The following is a 13,109-nucleotide window of genomic DNA, read 5'->3' on the forward strand; positions in this document are numbered from 1 at the left end:
CATATCCTCCCTTCAATTTAAAATTAGTTGAACTTTACTGCACTTGTAATTTTTACAAATGACTTTTTCGGACCAGGTACATTACCTTTTACTAATAAAAGGTTGTTTTCTACATCTGTTTTAACAACTTCTAGGTTTTGAATTGTAACTGTTTCTCCACCCATTTGTCCAGGTAAATTTTTACCTTTAAACACACGCATTGGATCAATAACACCCATTGAACCTGGACGTCTATGATAACGAGAACCGTGAGTCATAGGTCCGCGAGATTGATTGTGACGCTTGATCGCACCTTGGAAACCTTTACCCTTAGACGTTCCTGAAACATCAATTTTGTCTCCAGCTTGGAAAACCTCTACACTAAGTTCTTGACCTACTTCATAGTCATCAAGATTAGCGTTACGGAATTCACGAATGAAGCGCTTAGGTTTCGTGCTCGCTTTTGCAGCATGTCCTTTAGCTGGTTTGTTTGAACGTGATTCTTTTTTGTCAGCGAAACCTAATTGAATAGCTTCATAGCCGTCATTGTCTAGTGTTCTTTTTTGAAGCACTACGTTTGGCTCTGCTTGAATAACTGTTACCGGCGTTAGTTCACCGTTTTCTAAAAACAGTTGTGTCATGCCGATTTTGCGACCTAAGATTCCTTTCGTCATCCGATACACCTCCTAAATTAATTCGTTCTATTAAAGTTTGATTTCTATATCTACACCTGATGGTAAGTCAAGACGCATAAGCGCATCAACCGTTTTCGGTGTAGGACTTACTATGTCAATTAGACGTTTGTGTGTGCGCATTTCAAATTGCTCACGTGAATCTTTGTATTTATGCACCGCACGTAATACCGTATAAACTGTTCTTTCTGTAGGTAATGGAATTGGACCAGATACTCCAGCTCCAGAACGCTTTGCAGTATCAACAATCTTCTCAGCTGATTGATCTAAGATTCTATGATCATATGCTTTTAAACGAATTCTGATTTTTTCTTTTGCCATTATTTTCCCTCCTTTTCGCCCATTTTATAATAGACTTTCTCCGCGAAAATTTTCTCGACACCCCGCCATGGCAAAGGGGCCGGGTGTGCCAACAACCTTCCGCATCATCGCCTTTTATGACCAACATTATTCATTATATACAAGAATATTATTAATTGCAAGGTTTTATAAATATTTTTTATTAGGGAAGTTCGTTTGTGTGTCATTATGTCGAATTGTAAAGTTTTCGCTACAAAAATATTGAATTTGTACGATATACCTACTAGTTCTACTTTATTATTTAAAATTCAACAGGGGGTTCAAGTTAGTATGAAACTAAACAGTTTTTGGCGTAATCAATCAATTGGAAGTAAATACGGCATTGTTTTTACAATTGTGATGTTGGCATTTATTTTGTCCGTGGCAATTACATATTCCTTATTAGCAAATACGAATAGTTCCATTAACGATACGCGTGATAAGAATGAAGTTGTAATAGAAGTATCTGAACTAGTATCACTTTATCAAGATAAGTATTTGTATATACCCGAATACATTATCGCAGAAGAAAATGAGCGATTACTTGGTTATTTGTCACTCAGTGATCAGTTTGTTGATACAGCAAAATCAATACGAACAAAACTAACTTCTAACGAGCAAATTGAAACATTTAATCAAATTATCGAAAACAACCACGCTTTAGATGAATACTACTTTAGTGAAATTGTTCCTAAAGTCCAAAACATTAATACAGAAGAATTCATCGCATTGCAAGCAGAAGCAGGTACTTTAAAAGAAGAAACGATGCAATTAGCTTCCTTATTAAAACAAGAAGCGATCGATTCCAATATTAATTCTATAGAAGAAGCTGAACAAAGTATTTCAACTACTATTACTACGCTCCTCCTATCAATTATCGTCTCATTCGCAATCTCAGTAACACTAATCTATTTTATTAGTCGAAACATTCGCCGAAGCCTTCAGCAGGTCGTTGCAACAAGTGATGCAATTGCTAATGGTGATTTGAATGTCGACAATTTAAATGATAATAGTAAAAGTGAAATTGGTCAATTATCGAGTTCGGTTAATTATATGAAATCGAATTTAAAAGAAATGATTAATGAGATATCTTCATTAGCAATGACAGTAGATACACATGTTGTAGCATTTACCACACATTCTGCTGATGTTAAAGAAGGTAGTGAACAAGTTGCACTTACAATAGAAGAACTTGCAAATGGTGCAACAAATCAGGCAGATGAAGCAAGCGTTATTTCTGAAAAGACAAAAGAGTTTAGTAACAGAGTGATAACAGCAAATGAAAATGGTGAAAAACTTGTCCAATTTTCTAAAGATGTACTAAATGTTTCAATAGATGGTGATAAGCAAATGAAACAATCACTCGTACACATGGATACTATTACGAATACGGTACAAGACTCCGTTATAAAAGTTAAGGATTTAGAAAATCAAACTACTTCAATTTCTGAATTTGTTAATGTGATTCGTTCTATAGCAGATCAAACTAATTTATTAGCACTTAATGCATCGATTGAAGCAGCTCGTGCGGGTGAATCCGGAAAAGGTTTTGCTGTCGTTGCCGAAGAAGTACGTAAACTAGCAGAAGAGGTTGGATCATCTTCTGAGAGTATTACCAAAATTGTTGATGATATAAAAAATCAAATTACGATAATGGCTAAAGAATTAAATAGTGGCTTTAATGAGGTAAATATCGGAAAACAACAAATAGAAACATCTGGTCAATACTTTTTTGACATTAAAGAAAAAGTTACGACAATGTCCAATCAAGTTAATGATATTTCAACCACTCTAGCATATTTCAATGTAGCCAGTGATGAAATCAACAGCTCAATTGAACATATTGCAGCTATCTCAGAAGAATCAGCTGCAGGATCAGAAGAAATATCCGCATCAGTCTTAGAACAAAGAGAAGCGATTGAACAGGTATCTGATGGTGCATTAGAATTACGCCAGCTTGTAGAACGCATGAACACATTAATTTCACGTTTCCATATTTAATTGTTAAGGAGGAGAAAAAAATAATGAAAATAAATGCTACATTGATTCTTACTATCCTATTTACTTTTTACTTAACTGCTTGTAATAGCAACCAAACTACGGATAGTCAATCCACAGATACAACTGATAAATTACTATCAAATCCAGATGATATATACATTGGTTTTGTTATGGATACATTAAGAGATGACAGATGGTATCGCGACAAACTCAATTTTGAGGAGAAAGTTGAAGAATTAGGTGGTATTGTTAAGACGTTAGCCGCAAACGGTGATCAAGAAGTGCAAATTGAACAAGCTAAGCTTTTGATTAAAGAAGGTGTAGATGTCTTGGTCGTTATACCAACTAATTCAAATGAAGCAGGGGAAATTGTTGAATTGGCACATGAAGCTGGAGTAAAAGTTATTTCTTATGACAAACTCATTCTTGATGCTCCAGTTGATTACTATGTATCCTTTGATAATGTTAAAGTAGGAGAATTACAAGCCGAAGCAATTTTAAACGAAGTGGATGAAGGTGATTTTGCTTATGTCGGTGGAGCAGAAACAGATAATAATGCTATTCTATTTAGAGAAGGAGCAATGAACATATTGCAGCCTTATATAGATAGTGGTGATATAAACCTTGTGTATGATACATACACACCAGAATGGTCACCAGAAACAGCAAGAGATCAGTTCGCAAGCCTTTTATCAAATACAAATGTTGATGCAGTAATTGCTGCAAACGATGGTACAGCAGGAGGAGTAATTGAAGCATTGGGAAATGAAAGTAACTCTATCCCTGTTTCAGGTCAAGATGCAGAGCTGGCAGCTGTTCGCAGAATTATAAATGGTAGTCAGACAATGACAGTATATAAGTCAATTCATTCCCTTGCGCATCAATCAGCGGATTTAGCAATGAAAGTTGCAAAAGAGGAAGAAGTCGAAACAAATACAACAATTGAAAATGGCAATGGCGCAATTAACTCTATACTTTTAGAGCCAATTACAGTTACCGAAGATAATATCCGAGAAACAATTATTGCTGAAAACCATTTAACAGAAGCAGAAGTATATGAATAACAGTTAAAAATAGTATTGTACAATAAATAAACGTTGGTGAGCGAAAACTCACTAGCGTTATTTTTTATATAAATAGAAAACAAGTCGTTTGCATAAAGAATTGTAGTCTACGATAAACAACTCCTAAAGAAAATAGCTCATAGTAAAGCACTAACACTATAAACTCCTTTATTGAATCCTACTAATAGCAATGAACCATATTGAAAACCATTCTAAAAAAAGTATGACCAGTTGAGGCATTGGCCTCATAATTCGCATTCTTCGAGAATTTTTTTCACCAATGTCATTTGAGACAAAAAAATAACAGGTAGCTTATGAGCTACCTGTTATTTTATAGCATTACTTATTTAGTAATAGTTGCAACAACACCGGCGCCTACAGTACGGCCACCTTCACGAATTGAGAACTTAGTTCCCTCTTCAAGTGCGATTGGTGAAATAAGATCTACTGTCATTTCAACGTTATCTCCAGGCATAACCATTTCTACGCCTTCAGGAAGTTGAATAATACCAGTTACATCCGTAGTACGGAAGTAAAACTGTGGACGGTAGTTATTGAAAAATGGCGTGTGACGGCCACCCTCTTCTTTTGATAAAACATAAACTTCTGCTTTAAAAGTTGTGTGTGGAGTGATTGTACCTGGTTTAGCAAGTACTTGTCCACGGCCGATATCATCACGAGAAACCCCGCGAAGAAGTGCACCAATGTTATCGCCAGCTTCTGCATAGTCAAGAAGCTTACGGAACATTTCAACACCAGTAACAGTTGATTTTTTAGGAGCATCAGAAAGACCAATAATGTCAATCTCGTCTCCAACTTTAACTACTCCACGCTCAACACGACCAGTAGCAACTGTTCCACGACCAGTGATTGAGAATACATCCTCAACTGGCATCATGAAAGGTTTTTCAACATCACGGTCAGGACGAGGAATATATTCGTCAACAGCATCCATTAATTCATAGATTGCATTAACATATTTCTCTTCGCCTTCAAGAGCTTTAAGTGCAGAACCTTTGATAACTGGAACGTCATCTCCAGGGAAGTCATATTCACCAAGAAGGTCACGTACTTCCATTTCTACTAACTCAAGAAGTTCTTCATCGTCTACCATGTCACATTTGTTTAAGAATACAACAATTGCAGGTACACCTACTTGACGTGAAAGTAAGATGTGCTCACGAGTTTGTGGCATTGGACCATCAGCTGCAGAAACAACTAAGATAGCTCCATCCATTTGTGCAGCACCTGTGATCATGTTTTTAACATAGTCAGCGTGTCCAGGACAGTCAACGTGTGCATAGTGACGCGTTTCTGTTTCATACTCAACGTGTGCTGTTGAGATTGTGATTCCACGTTCGCGCTCTTCAGGAGCACCGTCAATTTGATCATAAGCCATTGCAGTACCTGAACCTGAACGATTGTGTAGTACTGTAGAAATTGCAGCTGTTAGTGTAGTTTTACCATGGTCAACGTGTCCAATAGTACCAACGTTAACGTGGTCTTTGGAGCGGTCGTATTTTTCTTTACCCATTTATAGTTCCTCCTTTAAATAAATAAAAGTTAATTTTTTATAATACATGTATGTTCACTTAGAAATAAATAATATATTAACTTCTAAGTGCACAATACAAGTTATACGTTATTTTTTGCGAAAAATCAATTATTCGCCAGTGTTTTTCTTAATAATTTCTTCCCCAACACTCTTTGGCACTTCTTCGAAGTGATCAAAGTGCATTGTGTAAGTTCCGCGTCCTTGTGTGTTAGAACGAAGAGCAGTTGCATAACCAAACATTTCAGAAAGTGGAACAAACGCTTTAACAACTTGTGCATTTCCGCGTCCTTCCATACCTTCGACACGACCACGACGAGAAGTAACATCACCCATAATATCACCCATGTATTCTTCTGGGATAACAATTTCAACCTTCTCAATTGGTTCAAGAAGTGCTGGATCACATTTATTTTTCGCCGCTTTAAGTGCCATAGAAGCAGCAACTTTAAAGGCAGTTTCGTTGGAATCGACATCATGGTAACTTCCATCAAACAAAGTTGCCTTCAAGTCGATAAGTGGATAACCAGCAATAACACCATTCTGCATTGCTTCCTTAACACCAGCTTCTACAGAAGAAATGTATTCACGTGGTACAGAACCACCGACAGTTTTGTTTACAAACTCGTAACCTGCGCCTTCAGTGTTTGGTTCGAATGTAATCCAAACGTGACCATACTGTCCACGTCCACCAGACTGACGAACAAACTTACCTTCAACGTTTGCAGCTTTACGGAATGTTTCACGGTAAGATACCTGCGGTGCACCTACGTTTGCCCCAACATTGAATTCGCGTCTCATACGATCAACGATAATATCAAGGTGGAGTTCACCCATACCAGAAATGATTGTTTGACCAGTTTCAGGATCTGTTTCAGCTTTAAATGTAGGATCTTCTTCAGCAAGTTTTCCTAATGCAATAGACATCTTATCCTGATCTGCTTTTGATTTAGGTTCAATCGCTACAGAAATAACTGGATCTGGAAAGTCCATTGATTCTAAAATTACAAGACTCTTCTCATCACATAAAGTATCCCCTGTAGAAGTATCTTTCAAACCTACAGCTCCGGCAATATCACCTGCATAAACAGTAGGGATTTCTTGTCGAGAGTTAGCATGTAGTTGTAAAATACGTCCAACACGTTCTCTTTTATCTTTAGATGAGTTTTTTACGTAAGAACCTGCATCAAGCGTACCTGAATAGACACGGAAAAATGTAAGTTTACCTACGTATGGGTCAGTTGCAACCTTAAATGCTAAAGCTGAAAATGGTTCGCTATCATCTGCACGTCGAACAACCTCTTCATCAGTTTGTGGTACATGACCTTCAATAGGAGGTACATCTGTTGGAGCAGGTAAGTAATCTATAACTCCATCAATTAATAATTGAACCCCTTTGTTTTTGAAAGCTGAACCACAAAAGACTGGGTAGAATTCTACGCTTAGAGTAGCAGTACGAACCGCAGCTTTAAGTTCTTCATTAGAAATCTCTTCGCCTTCTAGATATTTCATCATAAGGTCTTCGTTAAGGTCAGCTACAGCTTCTATCAACCTTGTACGATATTTTTCTGCTTGTTCTTTATAAGCATCAGGGATAGGACGCGCCTCTTCACGTGTACCTAAATCATCTAAGTAGTAATGAGCCTCCATATCAATAAGGTCGATAATTCCTTCGAATTCATCTTCCGCACCGATTGGAAGTTGCACTGGATGTGCATTTGCAGCTAGACGATCTTCTAATGTCCCAAGCGAATATTCAAAGTCCGCACCTATTTTATCCATTTTATTAACGAATACAATACGAGGAACTTTATATGTTGTAGCTTGGCGCCAAACAGTTTCTGTTTGTGGCTCAACCCCTGATTGTGCATCAAGTAAAGCTACGGAACCATCAAGTACACGCAAAGAACGTTCAACTTCAACAGTGAAGTCTACGTGTCCTGGTGTATCTATAATGTTGATACGATGACCTTTCCATGAAGCAGTTGTTGCAGCAGATGTGATTGTAATACCACGCTCTTGCTCTTGCTCCATCCAGTCCATTTGAGAAGCACCTTCGTGTGTTTCTCCAATTTTATGGATACGTCCTGTATAGAAAAGAATACGTTCAGTTGCTGTTGTCTTACCAGCATCAATATGGGCCATAATCCCGATATTACGTGTCTTTTCCAAGGAGAATTCTCTAGGCATGTTTCTTTCTCCTTCCTATTATCTAAGTTCGATTACATGATTATCTTTAAACATTTCGAAAAAGATTGCTCCATCAATCCATTAACTTGCATGACGTAATGGAACATACATGTTGTATTTAAGCTTTTAATACTACCAACGATAATGAGCAAATGCTTTGTTTGCTTCCGCCATTTTGTGCATATCTTCTCTTTTCTTAACAGATGCACCAGTGTTGTTTGATGCGTCAAGAATTTCATAAGCTAAACGTTCTTCCATTGTTTTTTCTCCGCGTAATCTTGAATAATTTACAAGGTAACGAAGTCCCAATGCTTGGCGACGTTCTGGACGTACTTCAACCGGTACTTGATAGTTTGAACCACCAACACGGCGAGCGCGAACTTCAAGAACTGGCATAACATTTTTAAGTGCTTGTTCAAACACCTCAATGGATGGTTGATCACTACGCTCTTGAACAATGTCAAATGCTTTATAAAGAATTTTTTGAGCTATTCCTCTTTTTCCATCAACCATAATTTGGTTGATCAAACGAGTAACTAGTTTTGAGTTATATAACGGATCTGGTAAGACATCACGTTTTGTTACTGGACCTTTACGTGGCATAGTCTAACCTCCTTTCTGAAGTTATCAGCTATTTAAAGCTTATTTTTTTGGTCTTTTTGTTCCGTATTTAGAACGTCCTTGTGCACGTCCTTCTACTCCGGCAGTATCAAGCGCTCCACGAACAATATGGTAACGTACACCAGGTAAATCTTTAACACGTCCTCCGCGAATAAGAACAACACTGTGTTCTTGAAGATTGTGCCCAATTCCAGGAATATAAGCAGTTACTTCAATTCCGTTAGTCAAACGCACACGCGCATATTTACGCAATGCAGAGTTTGGTTTCTTTGGAGTTAACGTACCAACACGTGTACAAACACCACGTTTTTGTGGAGAAGATTGGTTAGTCAATGATTTTTTGAAGCTGTTAAAACCTTTATTCAATGCAGGTGAGTCAGATTTTTTACCTTTGCTCACACGGCCTTTACGAACTAATTGATTGATAGTTGGCATTGTTTGTTTCCTCCTTTCATTGATTTTTGTAATACCACACATCCAGGTGGTTCATTTATAAGCAAAAAACAAAGCTTTCGTGAATAGCTTTGATCATTCACCAAAACTTTATTGCTTTATTGCTTTATAGCTACAGTCGCTGTTCCTACATCAATTCCACATGCTTTGCCAAGTCTCTTCTTTGAATCAACCTGTGTACATGGCACGTTCATTTCTTCTGCAAGTTGCGACACTTTACTCGTTACACGTTGATCTGCATCAACAGCAATAACGACTTCAGACACTTCACCATTTTTTATGGCTTTTAGTGTTTGTTTCGTACCGATAATTAGATTATCTTTGACCTGTGCTACTTTTTCATAAGACATTTACATATCCTCCAAAGCAACAAGGATAACAGAAGCACCTTGAATATAGTATCATTCTATAATTCTAATGTCAATATAAAATTAAAGTTTTCTATATCTAGGTGCTTCTTTATTTCCCCTTGTTTCTTCCCTGATTTATTGTGGCGTTACTTCTTCTGTTAATGATTCTTCAGTAATTTGCTCCACTGGCTCTTCTGTTTCAATTTCTATTTTGCGGTACCTTTGCATACCAGTACCAGCAGGAACCAATTTACCAATAATAACATTTTCTTTTAGACCTAGTAACTCATCACGTTTTCCTTTAATCGCTGCATCTGTTAATACACGTGTTGTTTCTTGGAATGACGCAGCTGATAAGAATGAATCCGTTTCGAGTGATGCTTTTGTAATACCTAATAAAACAGGTCTTCCAACGGCAGGTTGTGCACCTTTTAATAGTACTTTTTTGTTTGCATCTCGGAACTGGTGAATTTCAAGTAATGATCCAGGTAGTACATCCGTATCCCCAGCATCAGCAACACGCATTTTACGAAGCATTTGTCTAACCATTACTTCAACGTGCTTATCACCGATTTCCACACCTTGCATCCGATAAACTTTTTGTACTTCTTTTAATAGGTAAGATTGGACACCATCAATTCCTTGAATTTTCAATAATTCCTTAGGATCGATTGAACCCTCTGTCAGTGCTTGACCAGCGACAACTTCTTCTCCTACTTCCACTTTTACACGCGCACCATAAGGAGCTGTATAAGTAAGTGATTCAACATTACCTTTTACGATAATCTCTTGTTTATCTTTTACTTCTGTAATATCTTGGACTGTTCCAATAATCTCAGAAACAACCGCTTGACCTTTCGGATTACGCGCTTCAAATATTTCCTGAATACGAGGTAAACCTTGAGTTATATCACTACCTGCAACCCCACCTGTGTGGAATGTACGCATTGTAAGCTGTGTTCCTGGCTCACCAATTGATTGTGCAGCGATAATACCTACTGCCTCGCCAACTTCAACTTCTTGACCAGTGGCTAAGTTACGACCATAACACTTCTTACAAGCACCATGTTTTGTATTACAAGTAAAGACAGTACGAATTGTTACTTCTTTAATACCTGATTCAACAATTTGTTTTGCTACATCTTCAGGTATTACTTCGTTTTTATTAATCAATACTTCTTTCGTCTCTGGATGACGTACAACTTGGAATGAAGTACGACCAATCAGACGGTCAATCAGTGGTTCAATTAATTCTGTACCTTCTGTTATTGCATGAACTGTTAAACCTTTATCTGTTCCACAATCATCATCACGAATAATAACATCTTGTGCCACATCAACTAGACGACGAGTTAAGTAACCAGAGTCAGCAGTTTTCAGCGCCGTATCCGCAAGTCCTTTACGAGCACCGTGTGTAGATATAAAGTACTCTAATACCGTTAAACCTTCACGGAAACTAGATTTGATCGGCAATTCGATGATCTTACCAGCCGGGTTGGCCATTAAACCACGCATACCAGCTAATTGTGTGAAGTTTGATGCGTTACCACGAGCACCTGAATCACTCATCATGAATATAGGGTTTCTTGGATTTAATGTCTTCATAAGTTTTTCTTGAATGACATCTTTTGCTTGTGACCATATTGAAATAACACGATCATAGCGTTCTTCATCTGTAATTAAACCACGACGGAATTGTTTTAATACTTTATCGACTTTCTCTTGTGCTTCATCTAGGATAAGCTCTTTCTCTGCTAATACAACAATATCTGCTACACCAACTGTTATACCTGCTTTAGTAGAGTACTTAAATCCTAAGTCTTTCATACGGTCAAGCATTTTTGATGTTTCACTGATTTTAAACTTCTTAAATACTTCAGCAATTATATCTCCCAAAATACCTTTCTTGAACGGAAGAATAATATCTCGATCAGCAATTACTTCCTTTACATTCGAGCCTTTTTCAATGAAATACTTTTCTGGCGTGCGAACTTCTAGGTTTTGTTGCGTCGGCTCATTCATATACGGGAATGATTCCGGAAGCATATCATTAAAGATCAGTTTACCTACCGTTGTCACTATTAGTTGACTATTTTGTTCTTCTGAGAATGCTGCTTTATTAAGCGAAGAAGCCTGCACTGCAATTCGAGTATGAAGATGAACATAACCATTTTGGTATGCAACCATCGCCTCGGAAAGATCTTTAAATGACATTCCTTCTCCAACCGCATTTTCTCGTTCCATTGTAAGGTAATAGTTACCTAACACCATATCTTGTGAAGGTGTTACTACTGGTTTACCATCCTTTGGATTCAAAATATTTTGAGCTGCCAACATAAGAATACGCGCCTCAGCTTGTGCTTCTGCTGAAAGTGGAACGTGTACTGCCATTTGGTCACCATCAAAGTCAGCGTTATATGCTGTACATACTAATGGATGCAAACGAATTGCACGTCCTTCTACTAGAGTAGGTTCAAATGCTTGAATACCTAATCTGTGTAAAGTAGGAGCACGGTTTAATAGTACAGGGTGTTCCCTAATAACGTCTTCCAACACTTCCCAAACATCAGGATTAAGTCTTTCTATCTTACGTTTTGCAGACTTAATGTTGTGAGCTAAACCTCTTTCTACTAATTCCTTCATAATAAATGGTTTAAATAACTCAACTGCCATCTCTTTTGGTAAACCACACTGATACATTTTTAAGCTAGGTCCTACAACAATTACAGAACGACCAGAGTAGTCAACACGTTTACCTAATAAGTTTTGACGGAAACGACCTTGTTTCCCTTTTAACATATGTGAAAGAGATTTAAGTGGACGGTTACCCGGTCCAGTTACCGGACGACCACGACGACCATTATCAATTAGTGCATCAACTGCTTCTTGAAGCATACGTTTCTCGTTTTGAACGATAATACTTGGTGCACCAAGATCTAATAAACGCTTAAGTCTATTGTTGCGGTTAATAACACGACGATATAGATCATTTAAATCCGATGTAGCAAAGCGTCCACCATCTAGTTGTACCATTGGTCGAAGTTCAGGAGGTATAATTGGTAACACCTCTAAAATCATCCAATCTGTATGGTTACCAGAGTTACGGAATGCTTCTAATACTTCTAAACGTTTTATCGCTCTCGTACGACGCTGACCTTGCGCAGATTTTAATTCTTCACGAAGAATCTCTACTTCTTTTTCAAGATCAATATCTTGCAATATTTTTTTAATAGCTTCTGCTCCCATTTGAGCTTGGAAGGTTTGACCATATTTATCGCGATATGCACGATATTCTTTTTCAGAAAGTAATTGCTTTTTCTCTAAAGTGGTATCACCTGGGTCTGTCACAATATAAGCAGCGAAATAAATAACTTCTTCTAACGCTCTTGGTGACATATCTAACGCTAATCCCATTCGACTTGGAATACCTTTAAAGTACCAAATATGTGAAACTGGTGCAGCTAGTTCAATGTGACCCATACGTTCACGACGAACTTTAGATTTTGTTACTTCAACACCACAGCGATCACAAACTACCCCTTTATAACGGACACGTTTGTATTTACCACAATGACATTCCCAGTCTTTTTGTGGACCAAAGATTCTTTCACAAAATAAACCATCTTTTTCTGGTTTTAATGTACGATAGTTAATGGTTTCTGGCTTTTTCACTTCTCCATATGACCATGAACGGATTTTATCTGGTGATGCTAACCCTATTTTCATAAATTCAAAATTATTTACATCTATCAAGGGGCCTACCTCCCTTTAGTATGTGCCCAAATAGTTAAAAACAAGAAATAAAAATCTCTTGTTTATTAACTAATTCGAACAACTTTTTACATATCAAACGATAAAAGTGAGAACT

General features: G+C 37.4%; 10 protein-coding genes. 2 read left to right on the top strand and 8 right to left on the bottom strand.

The genetic code is table 11. From position 1 onward, the window contains the following. Window positions 1–23 precede the first annotated feature (23 nt). Both rplC and rpsJ read right to left on the bottom strand, forming a co-directional pair. Window positions 24–653: a 50S ribosomal protein L3 gene (gene rplC / locus D2K62_RS14155; protein WP_112179279.1), complete on the bottom strand. Its 630-nt coding sequence runs from the start codon at window positions 651–653 to the stop codon at window positions 24–26. Window positions 654–683: 30 nt separating this feature from the next. Then, window positions 684–992, bottom strand: a complete 309-nt coding sequence (rpsJ, locus tag D2K62_RS14160) for a 30S ribosomal protein S10 (protein ID WP_112179277.1) — start codon at window positions 990–992, stop codon at window positions 684–686. 309 nt (window positions 993–1,301) lie between these two features. On the opposite strand from rpsJ, the gene D2K62_RS14165 reads away from it, so the two are divergent. Together D2K62_RS14165 and D2K62_RS14170 are read left to right on the top strand one after the other, a co-directional pair. Continuing rightward, on the top strand, window positions 1,302–3,011 hold the full coding sequence (locus tag D2K62_RS14165; protein WP_117161626.1) for a methyl-accepting chemotaxis protein: 1,710 nt from the start codon (window positions 1,302–1,304) through the stop codon (window positions 3,009–3,011). A 23-nt stretch (window positions 3,012–3,034) separates the two neighbouring features. After that, window positions 3,035–4,075, top strand: coding sequence for a sugar ABC transporter substrate-binding protein (locus tag D2K62_RS14170; protein WP_117161627.1), 1,041 nt, complete (start codon window positions 3,035–3,037; stop codon window positions 4,073–4,075). Between the two features lie 343 nt (window positions 4,076–4,418). On the opposite strand, the gene tuf is transcribed toward D2K62_RS14170, so the two are convergent. The 6 genes from tuf to rpoC form a co-directional block, all read right to left on the bottom strand. Beyond that, window positions 4,419–5,609 carry an elongation factor Tu gene (gene tuf / locus D2K62_RS14175; protein ID WP_112179271.1) on the bottom strand — a complete coding sequence of 397 codons (1,191 nt, stop codon included), beginning with the start codon at window positions 5,607–5,609 and terminating at the stop codon, window positions 4,419–4,421. 129 nt (window positions 5,610–5,738) lie between these two features. After that, complete coding sequence (gene fusA / locus D2K62_RS14180; RefSeq protein WP_112179269.1) at window positions 5,739–7,817, bottom strand: elongation factor G; 2,079 nt, start codon at window positions 7,815–7,817, stop codon at window positions 5,739–5,741. A gap of 132 nt (window positions 7,818–7,949) precedes the next feature. After that, a complete protein-coding gene (gene rpsG, locus D2K62_RS14185) occupies window positions 7,950–8,420 on the bottom strand; it encodes a 30S ribosomal protein S7 (RefSeq protein ID WP_112179267.1) in 471 nt (156 codons plus the stop codon). A 39-nt stretch (window positions 8,421–8,459) separates the two neighbouring features. Beyond that, the gene (gene rpsL, locus D2K62_RS14190; protein WP_112179265.1) at window positions 8,460–8,873 is read right to left on the bottom strand and encodes a 30S ribosomal protein S12; all 414 of its coding nucleotides are present in this window, start codon (window positions 8,871–8,873) and stop codon (window positions 8,460–8,462) included. Window positions 8,874–8,989: 116 nt separating this feature from the next. Next, complete coding sequence (locus tag D2K62_RS14195; protein ID WP_112179263.1) at window positions 8,990–9,241, bottom strand: 50S ribosomal protein L7ae-like protein; 252 nt, start codon at window positions 9,239–9,241, stop codon at window positions 8,990–8,992. 135 nt (window positions 9,242–9,376) lie between these two features. Then, entirely contained in the window at window positions 9,377–12,994 is a 3,618-nt protein-coding gene (rpoC, locus tag D2K62_RS14200; protein ID WP_112179261.1) for a DNA-directed RNA polymerase subunit beta', read from the bottom strand. Window positions 12,995–13,109 lie beyond the last annotated feature (115 nt).

The sequence above is a fragment of the Paraliobacillus sp. X-1268 genome (assembly GCF_003426095.1).
In the GTDB taxonomy this organism is placed as follows: Bacteria; Bacillota; Bacilli; order Bacillales; family Amphibacillaceae; genus Paraliobacillus_A; species Paraliobacillus_A zengyii.